We start from the raw sequence: 21,834 nt of genomic DNA, 5'->3' as shown, positions 1-21,834 counted from the left end.
ATGCCTGCGGTTTTATCAACGAGAAAAGTAAGTCAACTCCATCACCTACAAATCAATGAGTCAGCAATTGATTGGGTAGAAGAGGATTTTATTGGGATACAACCTTGTGTTTTTTCAGTTGATCAACCACGAGAAATACTGTTGTTTACGAGTCAAAATGCAGTTAGAAGTGTGTTGAATAATCCCGCTAGTGCCGTATTAAAGGGAGTTCCTGCTATTTGTGTGGGAATTAAAACCAAAGAACTCTTAGCGAAAAATGGATGGACGGTGCTTGCTTGGACGCATTATGCGAAAGAATTAACGAACGTAATTCAACAGCAATTCGCCTCCCAAAGTTTTTCTTTTTTCTGCGGTAATATTCGCAGAGAGGTCTTGCCGACATTTTTTAAACAACACCAGATTCCATTTGATGAGTATGTGGTCTATCAAACCGTAAAATACCCGCATCAAATGCAACAAAAATTAGATGGAATCTGTTTTTACAGCCCATCGGCGATTGAGAGTTTTCTTGAAAACAACGCCATCACAACCGAAGTCTGCTTTTGTATTGGTGATACAACTGCAGATGCATTAAAAGGAATTACAACGCAAATCGTCGTAGCGAGTCAACCGACTATCGAAGCTACTCTAGCGGCTTGCTTCGCATATTATAAATAGTGTCAGCTAAAATTGACGTAATTAAATGGTTTAGAAATGATAAAAAATGATTTATTCTTAAGAGCTTTAAAAGGAGAAACAGTGGAAAGACCACCGGTTTGGATGATGCGTCAAGCAGGGAGATACCTACCCGAATTCCGCGCTTTACGAGATAAATACGATTTTTTTACCCGTTGTAGAATGCCAGAAATCGCAGCTGAAATTACCGTACAACCGATTCGTATTGTAAAACCAGATGCCGCTATTCTATTTTCTGATATTTTAGTTGTGCCACAAGCCATGAATATCGATGTGGAAATGAGACCAGGAGTAGGGCCTTGGGTACCGAATCCAATTCGTTCTGCGAAAGATGTTGAACAAGTAATCGTTCCAAACATCGAAGAAACCTTGGGTTATGTAATGGATGCTATCAAAGTAACTAAAGAAATGTTGAACGATGAGGTACCTTTGATTGGTTTCGCAGGTTCACCATGGACCATCTTTTGTTATGCTGTGGAAGGAAAAGGATCAAAGAGCTTTGATTTAGCGAAAGGATTCTGTTTTTCTGATCCAGTGGCTGCACATACCCTATTGCAAAAAATTACAGATACAACCATTCTATACCTAAAAGAAAAAGTGAAAGCACGGGTAAATGCCGTGCAGATTTTTGATTCTTGGGGAGGAATGCTATCTCCAGTAGATTATCAAGAATTTTCGTGGAAATACATCAACCAAATCGTGGAAGCCTTAGCCGAAATTACACCTGTTATCGTATTTGGTAAAGGTTGTTGGTTTGCTTTGCCTGAAATGGCACAGTCTAAAGCATCTGCTTTAGGAGTTGATTGGACATGTAGCCCTAAAAATGCGCGTTTATTTACAGGAGGAGAAATTACTTTACAAGGAAACTTTGATCCAAGTCGATTGATGTCGCCCATTCCAACCATCAAAAAAATGGTACATGAAATGATTGATGCTTTCGGAAAAGATAAGTATATCGTGAACTTAGGACATGGTATTTTACCACATATCCCAGTAGATCACGCCAAAGCTTTTATTGAAGCAGTAAAAGAATACGAACAAAAATAGAAGAAATCACGCAAAAAAGGGTTGACGAAACTGTCGAAACCTTTTTTGCTTCTTTATCGAATGATCTATGTTAAACAAAGGAGTTAAAAGCGAAGAAGACAGACGTATCGAATCGATTGTCGTAAAACTTTCATCGATTGGATTTGTTCCCGATGATTTAAAGGTAAAAGAAGAAATTGACGTAGCATTAGCAAAAATAGGATTGACCTATGCGATTTTACTAGAAATGGAGTCCACAGACTTAAATCAACAATTGCTGCAATTTAATTTTGGATGGGATCGCATGGAACAATTTGCCGATGTATTGATGAACTGGTCCAAAGAAGAACAGCAATTCAAAGCCAAAGCCAAAAGTTTATACACCTTCATTCAACAGGAAAGCAAAGCTTTTTCCTTTGAAATCATGGCTAAAATAGGCCAACTCTAATTGGAAGTAAATAAGTCTTTTGGGCTTACACAGAATATGAAAGAAAAATTTTATCACTATATACAACAACTCCAAAATCAAATCACCACGCGATTAGAAGAAGTAGATGGAGAGGCTAAATTCCAACAAGATCTTTGGGAACGTCCCGGAGGTGGAGGAGGAAGAACACGTGTGATTGAAAACGGACGTGTTTTTGAAAAAGGAGGCGTGAATATCTCTGCCGTACACGGAGCATTGCCCGCAGCGATGCAAAAGTATTTTAACGTAGGGGATGTTGATTTTTATGCCTGTGGGTTGAGTTTAGTCCTCCATCCTAAAAGTCCGATGGTGCCAACTGTTCATGCGAATTGGCGCTATTTTGAAATGTACGACAAACAAGGAAATGTCGTGCGTTCTTGGTTTGGTGGAGGACAAGATTTGACGCCTTATTATTTATTTAAAGAAGATGCCATTCATTTTCACCAGGTGTGTAAAACAGCTTGCGACCAACATGACGCTACTTTTTATCCGCTGTATAAAAAACAATGTGATGAGTATTTCTGGAATGCACACCGCAATGAAGCCCGTGGAATCGGAGGTCTATTCTTCGATCGACTGGAAGAAACAGTTGAAAAGACCGCACAACAATGGTATGATTTCGTTACTACCGTAGGGAATAGCTTTTTAGAAGCGTATGTCCCTATTGTCGAAAAGCGCAAAACATTATCTTATACAGATGAACAACGTACGTGGCAAGAAATCCGACGTGGGCGTTATGTTGAGTTTAACTTGGTTCACGATAAAGGAACTTTGTTTGGATTAAAAACCAACGGGCGTATCGAATCCATCTTGATGAGTTTACCTCCACATGTGCAATGGGTCTATGACCATCAACCAACAGAAGGAAGCGAAGAAGCAAAATTGTTAGACGTATTAGCTAATCCGATAGATTGGATAACAGTTGAGTATTACACTGTAAACTGTACACTGTAAACTGTACACCGTAAACCGTAAACCAAATAATATGTTTCCATTACAAAGAGGTAGAAGATTAAGAACAAGTGAGTCTATTCGTAGTCTAGTAAGAGAGACGATGGTGACCCCACAAGATTTTATGTTTCCCATGTTTATTGCAGAGGGGACGAATGTAGAAGAACCTATTTTATCGATGCCAGGGATTTATAGACGATCTGTGGATTTAACCGTAAAAGAGGTAAAAGAACTATACGCTTTGGGTATTCGCGCAGTGAATATCTACGTCAAGGTGAGTGATCATTTAAAAGACAATGCAGGAACCGAAGCATGGAATGCCAATGGATTGATGCAAACAGCAATAAAAGCGATAAAAGATGCGTGCCCAGGGATGATTGTCATGCCTGACGTAGCGTTAGATCCCTATTCGATTTATGGGCATGATGGAATTATTGAAAATGGGAAAGTTATCAATGATGCCACGGTTGATGCTTTGACGCGTATGAGTGTTTCTCATGCAGAGGCTGGGGCTGATTTTGTGGCACCAAGTGATATGATGGATGGACGCGTATTGCGTATGCGTGAGGCCTTAGATCAAGCAGGATATACAGATGTTGGCATTATGAGCTATTCTGCTAAGTATGCTTCCGCTTTTTATGGTCCTTTCCGCGATGCTTTAGACAGTGCACCTCGTGCAGATATGGAAATTCCAAAAGATAAGAAAACCTATCAAATGGATTACGCTAACCGTTTAGAAGCTATTAAAGAGGCTTTGTATGATGTAGAAGAAGGAGCAGATATCGTCATGGTAAAACCCGGAATCGCTTATTTGGATATTGTACGCGAAGTAAAAGATGTAGTAAACGTACCTGTTTCTGTTTATCATGTGTCAGGAGAGTATGCTATGGTCAAAGCAGCCGCAGAAAGAGGTTGGTTGGATCACGATTTAGTGATGATGGAACAACTAACGTGTATCAAACGTGCAGGAGCGAGTATCATCTCCACTTATTTTGCAAAAGAAGCAGCCATCTTGCTGAATAAATAAAATAAAAAAGTCCAGAGTATTCTGGGCTTTTTTTTGTTATAGATTGGTATTTGAAACAAAAAAGATCGTCGAGTATGTCGTTTTTTTACATGAATTGGCGTGATTTGTGAAAGAGGCAACCAAAATTGTTTTTGTACATTTGATACAACAAAAAAAGCAAACAACACTATGCGTAACTATCTAGTAAAAGCAATACCTTTTTTTGCTGCAGTTCTTTTGGTGTCCTGTGGTAAAAAAGAAGAAAAACAACAACAGCCAGCGCCTGTATATGAATCCGAACGAGGTGGAGCAACCGAAATGACACAAGCGGAGAAAATCGCCTTAGGAAAGCAAATTTTCGAAGGAAAAGGAACTTGTGCATCCTGTCACATGGCTGATAAAAAAGTAATCGGCCCCAGTGTAAAAGAAATTATTGAAATATACGATAAACACGATGTGAGTTTAATCTCGTTCTTGAAAGGACAAGAAGAAGCCATCGTCGATCCTGCCCAGTTTATCATTATGCAGGCTAACCTAGAGATCACCAAGAAATTAAGTGATATCGAGTTAGAGGCTTTGGAAGCCTACATGAGAAGTATGTAAAAATCCTTTTTTACCGTTATTGTCATCTTTTAAATAAAAAAGCTTGAGCGAAGATTCGTCACTCAAGCTTTTTTTAATGGGTACTGTTTCGCGATTTATTTTTTGTGAAATCCTTTTTTTATCGCATTATGGACTGCCTGGTGTAGTACCGTTGCGTGCACTTCCTCTGGCATATAATCAAAGGTGGAATGAATCATTGGATTTTGTTGAAGAAACGAATAAAAACGCGTGCCTACTTCATACATCATCTCATCTTCTTCTTTGCTTGGAAGACCCACGTACACGTTTACGGGATGCTTTATCTTGTTCAACAAGCACATTGTAGTTTCATCCAATAATTTTTCTTCCCCCCACCAAAAACTCGGACTTACGATTACATAATTCGTGAATACAAGCGGGTGTTTGATTAAGAGGTAGGAAGACATCAATCCCGCTAAAGATTCACCAACAACCGTGCGCTCACTCGTGGTGTTATAGTATTGATCAATATAAGGAATCAATTCACCTTCTAAGAAAGCCGCATAAGGTTCAGCACCTCCGTATTGAGGAAAAAAATCCTTGCTGTATTTTAGTTGATCCAAAAAATCAATGTTGGGTACAGCAAACGTAAAATCCCTTCTGCGGTTAACGTTTTCAATTCCCACAACAATAGCTTCTGGAAAGCGATCGATCCAGGGTTGTGAATTGACGCGAAAAACACCCGCTAAGTGAATAAAATCTTCCTCAACGCCCCCGTCTAAAATGTACACAACAGGATATTTAACCGTATCATTGGGTTGATAATAAGGAGGGAGGTAGACGTTAATCTTTCTCGTTTCGTTTAAGATTGTAGATTCCAAGGTGATGGATTCACCAAGGGGTATAGGTTGTGTTTCTTTTTGTCCAAAGGCTACAAAAGCAACCAAACAAAAAGCAACTGACAGTGCTTTGTTTATAAAAGTCATATGTTTTTAATTAAGAAACCAAAGATAATAAAGTGTAGGGGGCATCGAACAATATGCCCCTTTAGGAGATGATTTTTTATAAGACTTAGTATGGAAGTGGCTGCATTCCATACGTATAGGGAAGCCCAGTAAAGACGGGTTATTTAGAAACGTTCTACGATTTTTCCATTGGTATATTTCGTAATTTTATCAAACAAAAATAAACGAATAATTCCATGGACTTTATCTATCAAGATCCGTATCCAATTCAAAAGGACGATACGAAGTATAAAAAAATTTCTGCTGATTTTGTAAAAATAGAGAAATTAGGGAATCGCGAAATCTTAGTTGTAGATCCGAAGGCTTTAGAGGTTTTGTCTGAAGCGGCGATGACTGATGTTTCCTTTATGTTGAGAACAGCTCACTTAGAAAGTTTAAAAGCAATTTTAGATGATCCAGAAGCAACCGATAACGATCGATTTGTAGCGTATAACTTATTGCAAAATGCAGTTGTGGCAGTAGAAGGACAGTTGCCTTCTTGTCAGGATACCGGTACGGCAATCGTTGTAGCTAAAAAAGGAGAAGATGTTTATACAGGATCTAATGATGCTGAAAGCTTGTCCAAAGGAATTTTCAATACCTATCAAAAGAAAAATTTGAGATATTCTCAAATCGTTCCAATCAGTATGTTTGAAGAGAAAAACTCAGGATCAAACTTACCTGCTCAAATTGATATTTACGCCACACAAGGGCAGAAATATGAATTTTTGTTTTTGGCAAAAGGAGGTGGTTCTGCAAACAAAACTTTCTTGTACCAAAAGACAAAATCCCTATTGAACGATAAGAATTTAACTGAGTTTATCAAAGATAAAATCATGGATTTGGGTACTGCTGCTTGTCCTCCGTATCATTTAGCTTTAGTGATTGGTGGTACCTCTGCTGAGGCCAATCTTGCCGCAGTGAAAAAAGCATCCGCAGGATACTATGATAATCTACCGACTTCTGGAAATATGGGCGGTCAAGCGTTCCGCGATTTAGAGTGGGAGAAAAAATTACAGTTAATCTGTCAAGAATCACATATTGGAGCACAATTCGGTGGAAAATACTTCACCCATGATGTTCGCGTTATCCGTTTACCGCGTCACGCCGCTTCTTGTCCAGTAGGATTAGGGGTATCGTGTTCGGCTGACCGTAACATCAAAGCTAAAATTACGGCAGAAGGATTATTCATCGAACAATTAGAGGAAAATCCAGCGCGATTACTCCCTGCAGTTGCCCCTCATTTAGAAGAGCCTGTGATTATTGACTTGGATAAACCAATGAAAGAACAATTGGCGGAATTGACCAAACACCCAATCAAAACACGTGTGATGTTAAACGGAACAGTAATCGTTGCTCGTGATATTGCACATGCGAAGATTCAGGAGATGTTAGACAAGGGTCAAGAAATGCCAGAATACTTCAAAAATCACCCCATCTACTATGCAGGACCAGCGAAAACACCTGAGGGAATGCCTTCAGGAAGTTTTGGACCAACGACAGCAGGACGTATGGATCCTTATGTCGATCCGTTCCAAGCCGTAGGCGGAAGTATGATTATGTTAGCCAAAGGAAACCGTTCTCAAGCAGTAACGGATGCATGTAAAAAACACGGAGGATTCTATTTAGGATCTATCGGTGGACCAGCTGCTATCCTTGCTAAAGAAAATATCTTGAGCGTGGAGGTCGTAGATTTCCCAGAATTGGGAATGGAAGCGGTGCGCAAAATCGTGGTAAAAGATTTCCCTGCCTTTATTATCACAGACGATAAAGGAAACGATTTCTTCCAAAATTTGTAAACCAAAATTTGTAAAATAGACAAGAACTCAATACGATGGAAAAGCTGTCTTACTCCGGTAAGGCAGTTTTTCTTGTTTTAAATCTCTGTTAATAAAAGTATAGGAAACTACTTTTACCTTTTTTAATTCGTAATTTAATGGAAATTAAAAAAGTAAAGTATGAAATTGTTAGCAGATAAAGTAGCCATCGTTACAGGAGGGGCTTCAGGAATTGGAAAAGCAGTAGTGGAACTCTTCGTTAAAGAAGGAGCTAAAGTAGTTATTGCAGACTTGAACGTAGATTTAGGTTTGCAATTAGCAAAAAACTTGGGTGCTCAAACTCATTTTGTCAAATCCAATGCCGCTTCTCCTACAGATAATGAAGCACTTGTCAAAGAAACGCTGGAGAAATTTGGACGTTTGGATATTGCAGTGAATAATGCAGGTATTGGAGGAGCTAGTGCACCAACGGGAGAATACGCAATTGAAGAATGGCAAAAAGTAATTTCCATTAACCTTGATGGAGTCTTTTATGGGATGCGTTATCAAATTCCAGCTATGTTGAACAAGGGAGGAGGAAGTATTATCAACGTTGCATCTATTTTAGGACAAGTTGGTTTTGCAGGATCTCCTGCTTATGTGGCAGCAAAACACGGCGTAGTCGGATTAACAAAAACAGCCGCTTGGGATTATGGTACACAAAATATCCGCATCAATGCTGTAGGGCCTGGATTTATTGAAACCCCGCTCTTATCGAGTATGGATCCCCAGGTGAAACATTTTTTAGAATCACAACATGCGATGCAGCGCTTAGGAACATCGGAAGAAGTAGCCGAAATTATTGCTTGGTTAGCTTCCGATAAAGCTTCCTTCGCAACGGGTGGTTACTATCCTATTGAAGGAGGGTACCTCGCAAAATAAATAATAAAGCAAAAGGCTGTCTCAAGAGAGATAGCCTTTTTTAGATTATCTCAACTCACTCACCCAATCCTCACCTAACCCTCACCAACTCTCACCAACCCCCACCCAACCCAAATTTTTGTTAACTAAATTGAACTGTCAATTATTCAAGTAAAAAAAGTAAATTTGCAGCATGCAAGCAGAGAAAAAAGACATACGTAGTTTATCCAAAGAACAATTGAGAGATTTTTTTGTTTCTCAAGGTGATAAATCATTTAGAGGAAACCAGGTGTACGAGTGGTTGTGGAGCAAGGGAGCCCATTCTTTTGAAGATATGAGCAATCTCTCTAAAATGACGCGTCAGATGTTGGAAGATCACTTTGTGATTAATCATATTCGTGTGGATAATATGCAAATCAGTTCGGATGGAACGATTAAAAACGGGGTAAAATTACACGATGGATTAATCGTGGAATCCGTTTTGATTCCAACAGAAACACGTACTACAGCATGTGTGTCGTCTCAAGTAGGTTGCAGTTTAGATTGTGAATTTTGTGCAACAGCACGATTAAAGCGTATGCGCAACCTAAATCCAGATGAGATTTACGATCAAGTGTTAACCATTGATCAACAAAGTCGCCAAAATCACGGCCGTCCTTTGTCGAATATTGTGTTTATGGGAATGGGAGAACCTTTGATGAATTACAACAATGTACAAGCAGCAATTGATAAGATTACTTCAGAAGAAGGATTAGGGATGTCACCCAAGCGCATTACGGTTTCTACTTCGGGTATTCCTAAAATGATTCGAAAACTTGCAGATGATCAAGTAAAGTTCAAATTGGCTGTTTCCTTGCACTCGGCTATTGAAGAGACACGTAATCGAATTATGCCTTTCTCTAAGAGTTTCCCACTAACAGACCTACGTGATGCTTTGCAATACTGGTACAGTAAAACAAAAAGTAGAATTACGTTTGAATATGTGGTTTGGAAAGGAATTAATGATGATAAAGCCTCGATAGATGCATTGGTGAAATTCTGTAAGCAAATGCCAAGTAAGGTCAACTTAATTGAATACAACCCCATCGATGATGGAGAGTTCCAACAAGCCGATAATCAAGCGATTGAGGAATATATCAAAGCCTTGGAACGCAATGATATTACGGTAGTGGTGAGACGAAGCCGAGGAAAAGATATTGATGCTGCATGTGGTCAATTGGCCAATAAAGCGTAACGAAATAGAGATAAAGAGACGATTCGTCTCTTTTTTTATTGGGTAGATATTTGTTTGAATTGTATACTATGACATAAAAAGTCATAAATTTGTTTATAATGAATATTGTACAGCAAATACAGGAACCAATTAAGGCGGAAATGGAACTTTTCGAGAAGAAGTTTCATAAGTCTATGGCGACGAAGGTAGCCCTATTAAATCGAATTACGTATTATATTGTCAACCGCAAAGGAAAACAAATGCGACCTATGTTTGTTTTTCTGGTGGCAAAAATGGTACACGACGGAACAGTTAATGAACGTACCTATCGCGGAGCTTCGGTTATAGAATTGATTCACACGGCTACATTGGTACACGATGATGTAGTCGATGACAGCAATAAACGCCGTGGATTCTTCTCTTTGAATGCGTTGTGGAAAAATAAAATTGCCGTTCTGGTTGGAGATTATTTATTGTCTAAAGGACTTTTACTTTCCATTGATAATGGTGATTTTGATTTACTGCGTATTATCTCAGTGGCAGTACGCGAAATGAGTGAGGGAGAATTACTTCAAATAGAAAAAGCCCGTCGATTAGATATTACAGAAGACGTGTATTATGAGATTATTCGACAAAAAACGGCTACTTTAATTGCGGCCTGTTGTGCGTTAGGGGCTGCATCAGTACAACCAGAAGATACAATTCTAATTGAAAAAATGCGCAAATTCGGTGAAGTTATCGGTATGGCTTTTCAAATTAAGGACGATTTATTTGATTATACGGATGGACCTATTGGTAAGCCAACTGGGATTGATATCAAGGAACAAAAAATGACCTTGCCGTTAATTTATGCCCTAAATACCGCAACCAAAGAAAAACGCAAATGGTTAATTAACTCTGTAAAAAATCACAACGAAGACAAGCGCAGAGTCAAGGAAGTGATCGATTATGTCAAAGAGGCGGGTGGATTGACCTATGCAACGGATAAAATGATCGCATATCAACAGGAAGCCTTGCAATTAGTTGCAGAATTTCCTTCTTCTCCCTATAAAGAAGCGTTAGTTACCATGGTGAATTACGTGATTGAACGAAAAAAATAAAAAAATCACCGCTTATTCCCAACCTTTTTGGATTGGTGGCGTCTACGTATTGACAAAACAAAAAAATAGTGAAGAAACAAAATTGAGTTTCCAACTAGATGTTGGAGGATATGCTGGACATTTATTTAAATCACAAGAAAAAACAACAGATTTAACATGGAAAGAAAAAAATGTGGGTTGGAATTTTGGATTTATGGCAAGAATGGGTGTATCTTACAGTCTATATAAAAATGTTGAGATAAAGGCAGGACTATAAGCTATGTCCGATTTGTCAAAAATTAATACACAGAAAGTAACCAAATCAACGATGTATTTTATTGGTGTTGGTTATCGATTCTAAGGATAACTAACTTTTTTAAATTGTACAGAAAGCCTCCAAATCCGGAGGCTTTCTCGTTTTTGAGAAAATAATTGTGTTTTTTTCTCTTTACATCCCAACCTTTTGCTCACTTGTTGCGTCTATGTAATAGATAACCTCAAAAAACAATAGATTATGAAAGGATTATTACTACTTATTATTACTGTGGTCAATGCGATTCTCTCGTTGATTCATCAATTTCTTACTTAACTTAATTACAAGAACAAATTTTAAATAATACATTTAGCAGCATTAAAGAGGAATGAAATTGATACGATTATATCCCAAAAAAGTTGACGATTATATTGATGATTTGCGGCGTGAAAAGCGGACCGCCCAGCATGAGGTGTATCAATTACTGTCAGGAAAGATGCTAAGTGTTTGTAGACAGTATATTCAGGATATACATTATGCGGAAGACGTGATGGTTAGTGCTTTTATGAAAATATTTACTCAGATGTATAAATACGAGAATAAAGGAAGTTTTGAAGGCTGGATCAGGCGAATTATGGTCAATGAATCAATATCATTTTTACGCGCACAACGCCCTTTGTCTTATTTAGAAGAACAGTTAGAACATCAGGAGGATTTACATCAGTATGATCAAGCCGATTTATCCTTAGAGGAAATCCAACGACTCATCGATCGATTGCCAGAGGGATGTAAAACAATTTTTAATCTGTATGTCATCGAAGAATATAAACATCATGAAATAGCGAGTATTCTTCAAATTAGCGAAGGAACATCAAAATCTCAACTCGCACAAGCACGTAAATTATTACAACAACAATTAGAGCAATTAAAACATCAAGGAGTATGGAATGGAGTAAAATAGACAAGGACTGGAAAAAGCAATTGGACGAACGTACCATTGCTCCTTCGCCTGCTGCTTGGGATAAATTAGCTCAACAGCTAGACATAAGAGAAAAGAAAGTAAAAAGGCTAGCGTTAAAAAAATGGATGGGGCTGGCGGCTTGCTTGGTAATAGGAGGAATAGTAGGCTTGGTTTTTTGGACCACTTCGCCTTCAATACCTTCTCCTACAAGTGAAGAATCAACTCAAGAGTATTATGTGACGACACATAAAGCCAACCCAGAAGAGGCAAAGGAACAACAAGAGCGGGTAAAACCACAAGAATTTATTGCACCGCATCAAGGACAACAACAAGAAAATGTAGGAAGAGCAACACGATTTTTACAACTAGCAGAAATAGAATCGATTGCACCTAAGACAACCGAAGCGAAAAGAGAAAAGCTGGATTCTTTGGTTATTGATGAAATCTGGGTAAAGAAAACTCCGCCTAAAGTAATGGTAGATAGTAACGATTTATTGAAACAAGTAGAAGGAGAAATCGAGGTAGAATACCGCGAGACCAAATTGAAGAAAATTATTGATACAACGAAAAAAGCTGTAGTAGACTTATCAGAGGGTAGATATGAAAAATAAAATAAAATATAGTATTGCGTTGGTGCTGTTTTTGAGTTTAACGACAACGTATGCACAAATCCGAATTGAACGTGAGGGTCAAAACTTAGAAGAGAAAGAAAAGATATCCAAGGCAACCGATCAATCCTTGAAAGCTTTTGATTATAAGGTCAGTCAAATTGCAGTAGACATTCAAAATGCAACCGTAAAAGAAAAAGAACAGTTGCGCATTCGCGTGGATTCAATCAACAATTTGATTGATACAAATGGGATGACAGAAGAACGCGGGCAAGAATTGAAATCAAAATTTGCAAAAGAAGCTTCCGATCGCATTGAAAAAGAAGTAGTGCGCATGCAAGATAGTTTGACGCTTGCGGTGCAAAGCCAAGTCAACTATGCCATGAAGAACGGTGAATTTCTAAAAGTGGCGGATACAACCAAACGAATGGCCACAGTGATGATTGGTGGAACCTATGATAGTCATGAGAAAAAAGGACAACGCATCCTGGGAGAACGCAGAAGTAATCTTCGCCTGCAATTAATATATGGAATTAGTAACTTAGAAACCGATGGAGCCTTTGCTAACTCAGCGATTCGCTACGTCCCATCTAACTTTATTCAGTTTGGCCTTCATGTAAAAACACGATTATTGAAAAACAATAATTTACTACACCTGCGCTATGGAATCGCTTGGGAGTATAATAACCTAAAACCAAGTCAACATCGCCTCTTTGAAGTGCAAGATGGACAGACGGTCTTAGGTGATTATGATGATCGCTTTACAAAATCTAGATTAGCATTGGGGTCTTTTCAAATTCCCATTTATTTAGAATTTGATTTTACACCCAAGAAAATAGACAGCAAAACAGGAAGAGCTTATTTTATTTCAGAACGAAGCTGGCGTTTAGGAGTAGGAGGATATGTTAACTTCGGAAATAGCAGTGGAAAACAAGTCTATCGCTATAAAGATCACGGAACGTATCGCGTCAAACAACGCACTGATTTAGGGATTGATAAGACGCGATTTGGTGTGGGAAGTTATGTGGGCTATCGAGCTTGGGCACTACAGTTTCAGTATGAGTTAACCCCGCTCTTTAAGCACAATAGTATGGAACAACACGTATGGTCTCTAGGACTTCGAGTAGATATTTAGGAAAGAGAAAAAGAAGCCCAATAATCATTTTACCAATAGAAGAGAAGTTGTTTTACTGTAAAGCAACTTCTTTTTTTATCTTTGTGGGACAAATGTAAACTATGATTTCCAAAACTACCATTGATACCGTTTTTGATACTGCTCGTGTAGAGGAGGTGATTGGCGATTTCGTCAATCTAAAGAAAGCGGGAGCAAACTATAGAGGGTTGAGTCCTTTTGTCAACGAAAAGACCCCGTCGTTTATGGTGTCTCCTGTCAAACAGATTTGGAAAGATTTTAGTTCAGGAAAAGGAGGTAATGCGATTACTTTCCTAATGGAACATGAGCATTTCTCTTACCCAGAAGCCATTCGTTATCTAGCCAGAAAATATGGAATTGAAATAGAAGAAACGGAGCAAACCGATGCAGAGAAAGAACAGCTGAACGAAAAGGAAAGTATGTTCATTGTTTCTGAATTTGCAAAGAACTATTTTGAAGATACTCTTTCCAATACGGAAGAAGGAAGGGCTATTGGTTTATCTTATTTTAAAGAAAGAGGATTTACCACGGATACAATTAAGGCCTTTGGATTGGGATATTCTCCAGATAAATGGGATGCTTTTACAGAGGAAGCACTGAAGAAAGGGTATTCTTTAGATTATTTGGAAAAAACAGGATTGACCATTGTCAAGGATGACAAACGCTTTGACCGTTTTAAAGGACGCGTTATGTTTCCTATTCAAAGTATGTCTGGTCGGGTTTTAGGATTTGGAGGACGTATTTTGACCAATGATAAAAAGGCTGCAAAATACTTGAATTCGCCTGAAAGTGATATTTACCACAAGAGTAAAGTGCTCTATGGCATCTCCCATGCAAAACAAGAAATTGCCAAAAAAGACAACTGCTACTTAGTAGAAGGTTATACGGATGTGATTCAAATGCATCAAACCGGAGTGAAAAACGTCGTGGCTTCTTCGGGTACGGCATTAACACCAGATCAAATACGACTCATCAGCCGCCTAACGCAGCATATCACCATGCTTTTTGATGGAGATGCGGCAGGAATTAGAGCCTCTTTCCGCGGAGTAGATTTAATTCTCGAAGCAGGAATGAATGTGCGCATCTGTCCTTTGCCAGATGGAGAAGATCCCGATAGTTTTGCGCGTAAGCATACCTTAGAAGAATTAGAAGCGTATTTTGAAGCGAATTCAACCGACTTTATTCGATTTAAAGCGAATGCTTTAATGGAAGAATCCAAAGGAGATCCCATTAAAAAAGCAGAAATCATCCGCGATATGGTGATGAGTATTTCCAAAATACCGGATCCTATTAAACGCGAAATATACATCCAGGAATGCTCTCGCATCATGGATATATCAGAAGAAGTCATTTTTAGCTCACTGGCACAAATCAGTAAGAAAGAAGTAGCCGAAGCCAATAAAAAGTTCACCCAGGAGCGTAAGCAAATGGAAGTGGTGCATACAGAAAAACCACAAGAAACCGTCGCGGTAGACGCGCTTTATCTATTAGAACAACGCATTATCGAAATTTTGTTGCTCTATGGGAATGAAGAAGAACAATTTGTTGAATTGATTTTCGAAACTAATGAAGAGGATGAAATTGTTGAGGTAGAGCATAAAATTGTCCAAAAAGTGTACGAACGCATCTATTTGAGTTTACAAGAAGATGAAGTACAATTGACCAATCCAATCTTCAAGCGACTCTATGCGGATGTAATGGAATACTATCACAACAATAGTTGGAGTTTGGAAGATTATCTCAAGCGATTGGATGGAGAATTATCAGAACAAGTGACCACTATCCTTATGGAAGAGGAGAAAGAAAATCTCCACAACTGGGAAAGTCAGAATATCTTTGTCAAACAAAAGAAAGATGGCATTGCCCAGTATACTACAGAAACCATCCTAACTTTGCGCATGTACTTGGTGAACTCCATTATTGAAAAGTATAAAAATAAGTTAGGAGGAGTAGAACAAGATCGCGCGTTTGAGATACTCGGAATCATTATTGATTATTCCACCTTAATGAACACTTTTTCAAAGCGATTAGGACAAGTAACGACTCGATTTCGACTATAATAAACCAACCTCATGCATGCATGGGGTTTTTTTAGCGCTATTTTTTTTGTTTTTGAACCGCTTGGGCTAAAAAAAAGAGAAAAGAAAGGGGACAAAATGCGTATGCTAAGTATATAGATAAAAGATTTTCTTCTTTTTTATTATACATTCAATTTTTTGTGTTTAATAAAATCTTAATATTAAATTAAAATATGAATATTATTTTTTTATATATTTGTTTAATTATTTTTATGTTTTTTAAGAATTAATATTATATGATAAATCTATTTTGGATTGTTGTTGCATATTTTTCGATTTGTTAAAGATGATATTGCTCTTTTCTTATGATTTTATTAATAAAGAGCGACTTTTTTCTTTAATATAAGAAAATAAAATGAAATAATCCCTATGTTTTTGTCATGGTCTACTAGATATTCTAGCACTATTTTTGAAGTGTAATTAATATAAAAACAAGCATTTGGAAATTCAAATGCCATAAATAGAACAAAAACATAGAAGCATATGAAAGATACAAGAAGAGAACACGATTTTTTAGGTGAATTAGATATCCCTAATGACAAATACTATGGTGTTCAAACGTTTCGCGCAGTAGAGAATTTCAACATTACTGGAATTACATTAAATCACGAGAAAGGGTTAATCAAAGCTTTGGGTGAAGTAAAAAAAGCAGCAGCTTTAGCAAACAAAGATTGTGGAGTATTAGATTCTAAAATTGCAGATGCAATTTGTTATGCTTGTGATCAAGTAATTGCAGGAAAATACGATGATCAATTTGTTAGTGATTTAATTCAAGGTGGTGCGGGTACTTCGGTAAATATGAATGCCAATGAAGTGATTGCCAATGTTGCCTTGGAGCATTTGGGACATAAAAAAGGAGAGTACCAATTTGTACACCCAAATAATCACGTGAATTGTTCACAATCTACCAATGATGCTTATCCAACGGCTTTCCGATTGGCTTTATACTATAAGTTAGAGGGGTTTTGTCAAATCTTAGCGAATGTAGAGAAAGCCTTTGCTGCCAAAGGAGAGCAATTTAAAAACGTACTGAAAATGGGGCGTACCCAATTGCAAGATGCTGTTCCGATGACGTTAGGTCAGGAATTCCATGCTTTTGCAACGACGGTGGGTGAGGATGTTATGCGTTTACGTGAAGCACAACGCCTTATTTTAGAAGTGAATATGGGAGCTACGGCAATCGGAACAAAAGTGAATGCACCAGAAGCTTACCCGGAATTATGTGTAAAATACTTAGCCAAAGAAACGGGACTACCCTTAGTGCTATCGCCAGATTTGATCGAAGCTACCAGCGATACGGGTGCCTATGTGCAAATTATGGGTACAGTGAAACGCGCAGCAATCAAAATATCCAAAATATGTAACGACTTGCGTCTGTTGAGCTCAGGACCTCGTACAGGGTTAAATGAAATTAATCTTCCGGCTCGTCAACCTGGATCTTCTATTATGCCAGGAAAAGTAAATCCTGTGATCCCAGAAGTAGTAAATCAAACGTGCTTCTACGTTATCGGTCAAGATCTAACGGTAACTATGGCGGCTGAAGCGGGACAATTACAACTAAACGTAATGGAGCCTGTTATTGGTTTTGCCTTATTCACTTCCCTTGAATATTTAGGAAACAGCTTGAATACGTTAATTGATAAATGTATTGTAGGTATCACAGCTAACGAAGAGCATTGTGCAAACTTAGTGATGAACAGTATTGGTATTGTTACTCAATTAAATCCAATTCTCGGGTATGAAATCTGCGCAAGTGTTGCAGGAGAGGCTTTACTATCAGGTAAAAGCGTGCATCAAATTGTCGTAGAAGAACGAAAACTAATTACACAAGCCAAATGGGAGGAAGTGTATTCTTTGGAAAACTTAATCCACCCCAAATTAATTGTATCCTAACTAAATCACATCCAATTATGAAGAAAATTGTAAGCGTATTGTTTGTTTGTTTACTTGCTTTTCAAGTACAAGCACAACCAAAGAAAAATAATGTAGTCCCTAAAGATCTACCTCGTGTCATCATCTTAGCTACTGGAGGAACGATTGCTGGGGCAGGTGAATCCTCAACCAAAGCAGCGTATACTGCGGGTAAAGTTCCTATTGACGATTTGCTAAATGCAGTGCCAGAAATGCATGGTATTGCACAAATTAAAGGAGAACAAATTGCTCAAATCGGGAGTCAAGATATGAATGTGGATACCTGGCTGAAATTGAGTAAACGCATCAACGAGATTTTTGCAAAAAATGAAGCGGATGGAGTGGTTGTTACCCATGGAACGGATACACAAGAAGAAACGGCTTATTTCTTAGAACTGACAGTTAAATCTTCAAAACCAGTAGTTTTAGTAGGAGCAATGAGACCTTCGACGGCAATGAGTCAAGATGGAAATCGAAACTTATTGGATGCTGTTATGGTTGCTGCTTCTCCAAATAGTAAAGAAGTAGGTGTAGTTACGGCGATGAACGAAGAAGTATATGCCGCTCGTGATGTAACCAAAACGGTGACTACAAATATGGCGACATTTAAATCGAGAAACTTCGGTCCTATTGGATTGATTTACGACGGAAAAGTAAGCTATTACTATAAGACATTGCGTTCTCCAGAACAAAAGTTCGATGTGAGTGGATTAAAAAAATTACCACAAGTTGAAATTGTATACGGTTATGCAGATGCAAGTCCAAAAGCAGTAAATGCAGCAATTGAAGAAGGAGTAAAAGGAATTGTGTATGCCGGAATGGGGAATGGTAACTTTAATGCTCCAGTGGGTGAAGCATTAGAAAGAGCGGCGAAAAAAGGAATTGCCGTTTGTCGATCTGCTCGTGCAGGTGCTGGACGTGTAACTTTATTTAATGAAGTGGATGACAAAGCCCTTGGATTTGTTGTAGCTGACGATTTGAATCCTCAGAAAGCACGTGTGTTATTGATGTTAGCTTTGACAAAAACGAATAACCAACAAGAATTACAAGATATGTTTTTTAACTATTAAATCCTGTTGAGTACATCATAAAGGGTAAAGAAAAAAGAAAAAGAGGGGGCGTAAAGAGCAAAATAGTTGTTCGCTCCCTTTTTTGTACCCTATGATGAGCTTGAGAGCTTAAAATCGAGTGTTATGTTATTGATTCAGTTTGCAATTTTAATTGCTATGATTTTAATCGGTTCCCGTATGAAAGGAATCGGATTAGGGGTGATGGGGATGGTTGGACTCCTCTTGTTTGTATTTGTGTTTCACATGAAACCTGGAGATCCGCCTATTGATGTGATGTTGGTAATCATGGCTATTGTTTCTACAGCTGCTACTCTACAAGCATGTGGTGGCTTGGATTATCTCGTGCGTTTAGCAGAACGTGTAATCCGAAGCAACCCCTCGAAAATTGTTTTTATCGCACCATTTACAGTTTATTTTTTCTGCCTATTTGCAGGAACAGCTCACTTGGTGTATTCTTTACTACCTATTATTGCTGAGGTAGCAACCAAAAAGAGAATTCGACCAGAACGCCCGTTGAGTGTTTCTGTAATTGCTTCACACTTGGCGATTACGGGAAGTCCAATGAGTGCAGCTACAGCAGCCTTTGCTGGAGCAGGAATCTTAGCCTACCCAGGTGCGCTAATCGACATCATGAAAATTTGTATCCCCGCTTGTTTAATCGGAATTCTTATTACGTGTTTTGTCGTATTGCGCAAAGGAAAAGAATTGAAAGATGATCCAATCTTCTTGGAAAAAATGCAAGATCCAGAGTTTGCGAAAAGTTTAGATGCCGATCAGGATAGTAGTGGTCAACAAAAACCACTGAAAAAAGGAGCGAAAACATCGGTGATTATTTTCTCTATTGCCGTGTTGTTGATTGTTTTGGCTGGAGCGTTTCCACATCTGCTACCGCAATTTGAACCTGGAGTAGGGAACTTGGTGGTAAAAGCCAATGGAGAATTGCAAATGGTGAGTGTGATTAGTATGATTACACTAACCGCTTCTGCACTAATGATGATTAGTACCAAAACAAGTGCTGTAAGTGTGACCAAAGTGAGTTTGTTCTCTTCTATGGCAACTGCAGTAGTTTCTGTTTTTGGTGTGGTGTGGATGAGTGCAACCTTTATGTCGCATAATGAGGTGGCGATTAAAGGCTTTTTAAGTGATGTTGTAACGCTTTATCCTTGGACATTTGCCATCGCAGTATTCATCTTAGGAGCTTTGATGTTTAGTCAAGCAGCTACAACCAAAACGATGATGCCACTGGGAATGGCACTCGGGGTTTCAAACCCAGCTTTGATTGCTATTTTCCCAGCCGTAAATGCAGATTTCGTCTTACCAGGATATCCAACACTCTTAGCGGCGATTAATTTTGACCGAACAGGAAGTACAAAAATTGGGAAATTTGTGGTGAACCACAGCTTTATGATCCCTGGAATAGTGGCTATCGCCGTTGCCATTGCAGCTGGTTTCTTACTCGGATCAATCTTACTGTAAAAATCACTCACCTTAATATATTAAGCTATGAAAAAAATCTTATTATTTCTCACAGTCCTTGTGCAAGTGAGTGTACTGGCACAGGAAACACAAACTAGTACAGATACTATTTCGAAACCTTTATTACCCGTAGAGAAAATCGACTTGTTGAAAAACGTAGATATGATTTTTAATATGCGTTTCGCTAATGATAATATGTTTCGCGATGGAAAGTTTGAAGAATCCTCCTTTAGTAACAATCAATTCCGATTAGAGATAAAAGGGAAAATTCACGAAAAAGTGTATTTCAGATTTAGAGATCGCTATACAAAAAGTACAGATCCCGCAAGTAGAGATAACATTAGTAGATCAACTGATATGGCTTTTATTGGTGTAGCCCTATCGCCTAAAACACAATTGAATCTTGGTAAGATGAGTGCCGATTGGGGAGGATTTGAGTTTGATTTGAATCCGATTGATATCTTAGAGTATAACGATATCCTAGAATATGCAGATAATTTCTTAACTGGGGTGGGACTAACACACCAAGTGTCGAAAAATCATTCCTTAGGATTCCAAGTTTTAAACTCTCGTGTTTCTAATTTTGAAGACGTATATAAAGGACAAATGCCAGAGGGAATTGAAAAAGCTAAAGCAGCGATGGCCTTTGTAACTAACTGGAGAGGTAGTTTCTTGGATGGGAAATTTGAAACTATCTATAGCTACAGCTATTTCCAAGAAGCTAAAAATCGCGGAATGAATTATTATTCCCTGGGGAATAAGTACCACGATGGACGTTTTACTTTAATGTATGACTTCAAATACAGTAATGAAGGGCTGGATCGAAAAGGTATTATTACAGGTATGCTTCAGGGAGAGGATGTTGCAGCACAACAAAATGTATCTTATTTAGAAAACTGGATCAAAGCAGAATATTTGGTAATGCCCAAATTAAACGTTACACTGACTTTAATGAACAATAATGCATACGCTAAAAACTTAGTTTCGGACGATAGTGGGGTAAGTCATATTCGTTCAAGCTATGGTTTTATTCCAACCGTAGAATATATGCCATTTAAAGATATGAACATTCGCTTCTATGCTTCTTATGTAGGTAGATATTATAACTACTCAAGCTACGCAAAAGAACATTTAGGTCAAGAAAACTACAACACGGGTCGATTAAGTGTTGGATTTATTGCACCGTTATTGATTTTTTAATTGATATAATTTAAGTTGATGAAAAGAGGGAGCGCGAAAGTGCTCCTTTTTTTTGCTCTTTGTTGTTTGTTGTTCGGCTTTCGGCTTTTGTGGGTTGTTTTTTTGTGGGTTGCTCTTTGTAGCTATAAAATTATTTCTTCCTTATATATAGGTAGGGGCGCATGGCTATGCGTGATTTGTTGTTCGTTTTTCGGCTTTTGTTGGTTGTACGGTTTGTTGGAGTCTAATTTTTAAAAGATAATTTTCTATTAAGGGTGCACATTGCCATGTGCCCGTACAGATAAAAGGGAAGTATAGGCCATTTTTTTGATTGGCGTATGGGCACATGGCCGATGGGCCCTTTGTTTAGATGTATCTATTATAAAGGAATAACCAACAAAAAAGCAAAAAAACAAAAGAGCCATTCTCGCCAATCCTCACCCAACCTCACCAATTTCTCCAATTTCTCCAAAAAAAACTTTCCAC

Annotated in this window: 20 protein-coding genes; 19 read left to right on the top strand and 1 reads right to left on the bottom strand. The window is 38.2% G+C overall.

Going from position 1 to position 21,834, the window contains the following annotated elements; genetic code table 11:
• The 6 genes from ACLJX0_RS15065 to ACLJX0_RS15040 all read left to right on the top strand — a co-directional run bounded on the left by ACLJX0_RS15065 (window position 1) and on the right by ACLJX0_RS15040 (window position 4,727).
• Window positions 1–657 (top strand): uroporphyrinogen-III synthase, encoded by a 657-nt coding sequence (locus ACLJX0_RS15065; RefSeq protein ID WP_410881631.1) that lies wholly within the window; start codon window positions 1–3, stop codon window positions 655–657.
• Window positions 658–693: 36 nt separating this feature from the next.
• A complete protein-coding gene (gene hemE, locus ACLJX0_RS15060; protein ID WP_410881629.1) occupies window positions 694–1,722 on the top strand; it encodes a uroporphyrinogen decarboxylase in 1,029 nt (342 codons plus the stop codon).
• A 67-nt stretch (window positions 1,723–1,789) separates the two neighbouring features.
• Entirely contained in the window at window positions 1,790–2,149 is a 360-nt protein-coding gene (locus tag ACLJX0_RS15055) for a hypothetical protein (protein WP_410881628.1), read from the top strand.
• 36 nt (window positions 2,150–2,185) lie between these two features.
• On the top strand, window positions 2,186–3,121 hold the full coding sequence (gene hemF, locus ACLJX0_RS15050; protein WP_410881626.1) for an oxygen-dependent coproporphyrinogen oxidase: 936 nt from the start codon (window positions 2,186–2,188) through the stop codon (window positions 3,119–3,121).
• A 31-nt stretch (window positions 3,122–3,152) separates the two neighbouring features.
• Window positions 3,153–4,145, top strand: a complete 993-nt coding sequence (gene hemB, locus ACLJX0_RS15045; protein ID WP_410881624.1) for a porphobilinogen synthase — start codon at window positions 3,153–3,155, stop codon at window positions 4,143–4,145.
• Between the two features lie 168 nt (window positions 4,146–4,313).
• Entirely contained in the window at window positions 4,314–4,727 is a 414-nt protein-coding gene (locus ACLJX0_RS15040) for a c-type cytochrome (protein WP_410881622.1), read from the top strand.
• Window positions 4,728–4,822: 95 nt separating this feature from the next.
• Here ACLJX0_RS15040 and ACLJX0_RS15035 read toward each other — a convergent pair whose 3' ends face one another.
• Window positions 4,823–5,671: an alpha/beta hydrolase gene (locus ACLJX0_RS15035; RefSeq protein ID WP_410881620.1), complete on the bottom strand. Its 849-nt coding sequence runs from the start codon at window positions 5,669–5,671 to the stop codon at window positions 4,823–4,825.
• Window positions 5,672–5,886: 215 nt separating this feature from the next.
• Here ACLJX0_RS15035 and ACLJX0_RS15030 point away from each other — a divergent pair, with 215 nt between their 5' ends.
• The 13 genes from ACLJX0_RS15030 (at window position 5,887) to ACLJX0_RS14970 (ending at window position 21,369) form a co-directional block, all read left to right on the top strand.
• Window positions 5,887–7,488 (top strand): fumarate hydratase, encoded by a 1,602-nt coding sequence (locus ACLJX0_RS15030; protein ID WP_410881618.1) that lies wholly within the window; start codon window positions 5,887–5,889, stop codon window positions 7,486–7,488.
• A gap of 159 nt (window positions 7,489–7,647) precedes the next feature.
• Complete coding sequence (locus ACLJX0_RS15025) at window positions 7,648–8,388, top strand: SDR family NAD(P)-dependent oxidoreductase (RefSeq protein ID WP_410881616.1); 741 nt, start codon at window positions 7,648–7,650, stop codon at window positions 8,386–8,388.
• A 172-nt stretch (window positions 8,389–8,560) separates the two neighbouring features.
• Window positions 8,561–9,601, top strand: coding sequence for a 23S rRNA (adenine(2503)-C(2))-methyltransferase RlmN (gene rlmN, locus ACLJX0_RS15020; RefSeq protein WP_410881615.1), 1,041 nt, complete (start codon window positions 8,561–8,563; stop codon window positions 9,599–9,601).
• A gap of 98 nt (window positions 9,602–9,699) precedes the next feature.
• Window positions 9,700–10,680, top strand: coding sequence for a polyprenyl synthetase family protein (locus ACLJX0_RS15015; protein ID WP_410881613.1), 981 nt, complete (start codon window positions 9,700–9,702; stop codon window positions 10,678–10,680).
• A complete protein-coding gene (locus tag ACLJX0_RS15010; RefSeq protein ID WP_410881611.1) occupies window positions 10,664–10,936 on the top strand; it encodes a hypothetical protein in 273 nt (90 codons plus the stop codon). Before ACLJX0_RS15015 ends, ACLJX0_RS15010 begins: the two co-directional genes overlap by 17 nt.
• A 364-nt stretch (window positions 10,937–11,300) precedes the next feature.
• Window positions 11,301–11,873, top strand: a complete 573-nt coding sequence (locus ACLJX0_RS15005; RefSeq protein WP_410881609.1) for an RNA polymerase sigma factor — start codon at window positions 11,301–11,303, stop codon at window positions 11,871–11,873.
• Window positions 11,855–12,484 carry a hypothetical protein gene (locus tag ACLJX0_RS15000; protein WP_410881607.1) on the top strand — a complete coding sequence of 210 codons (630 nt, stop codon included), beginning with the start codon at window positions 11,855–11,857 and terminating at the stop codon, window positions 12,482–12,484. Before ACLJX0_RS15005 ends, ACLJX0_RS15000 begins: the two co-directional genes overlap by 19 nt.
• Window positions 12,474–13,616 carry a hypothetical protein gene (locus ACLJX0_RS14995; RefSeq protein WP_410881605.1) on the top strand — a complete coding sequence of 381 codons (1,143 nt, stop codon included), beginning with the start codon at window positions 12,474–12,476 and terminating at the stop codon, window positions 13,614–13,616. The genes ACLJX0_RS15000 and ACLJX0_RS14995 overlap by 11 nt, the downstream gene beginning before the upstream one ends.
• Before the next feature lie 101 nt (window positions 13,617–13,717).
• The gene (gene dnaG / locus ACLJX0_RS14990; RefSeq protein ID WP_410881603.1) at window positions 13,718–15,694 is read left to right on the top strand and encodes a DNA primase; all 1,977 of its coding nucleotides are present in this window, start codon (window positions 13,718–13,720) and stop codon (window positions 15,692–15,694) included.
• A 501-nt stretch (window positions 15,695–16,195) separates the two neighbouring features.
• A complete protein-coding gene (gene aspA, locus ACLJX0_RS14985; RefSeq protein ID WP_410881601.1) occupies window positions 16,196–17,605 on the top strand; it encodes an aspartate ammonia-lyase in 1,410 nt (469 codons plus the stop codon).
• A gap of 17 nt (window positions 17,606–17,622) precedes the next feature.
• A complete protein-coding gene (locus ACLJX0_RS14980) occupies window positions 17,623–18,693 on the top strand; it encodes a type II asparaginase (protein ID WP_410881599.1) in 1,071 nt (356 codons plus the stop codon).
• A gap of 123 nt (window positions 18,694–18,816) precedes the next feature.
• Window positions 18,817–20,169: an anaerobic C4-dicarboxylate transporter family protein gene (locus tag ACLJX0_RS14975; RefSeq protein ID WP_410881597.1), complete on the top strand. Its 1,353-nt coding sequence runs from the start codon at window positions 18,817–18,819 to the stop codon at window positions 20,167–20,169.
• A 27-nt stretch (window positions 20,170–20,196) separates the two neighbouring features.
• On the top strand, window positions 20,197–21,369 hold the full coding sequence (locus tag ACLJX0_RS14970) for a porin (protein WP_410881595.1): 1,173 nt from the start codon (window positions 20,197–20,199) through the stop codon (window positions 21,367–21,369).
• Window positions 21,370–21,834: the final 465 nt, after the last annotated feature.

The organism is Myroides sp. DW712 (genome assembly GCF_046557355.1).
In the GTDB taxonomy this organism is placed as follows: domain Bacteria; phylum Bacteroidota; class Bacteroidia; order Flavobacteriales; family Flavobacteriaceae; genus Flavobacterium.
The sequence above is the reverse complement of the archived record's forward strand: the minus strand, read 5'-3'. Positions and strand labels throughout refer to the sequence as shown.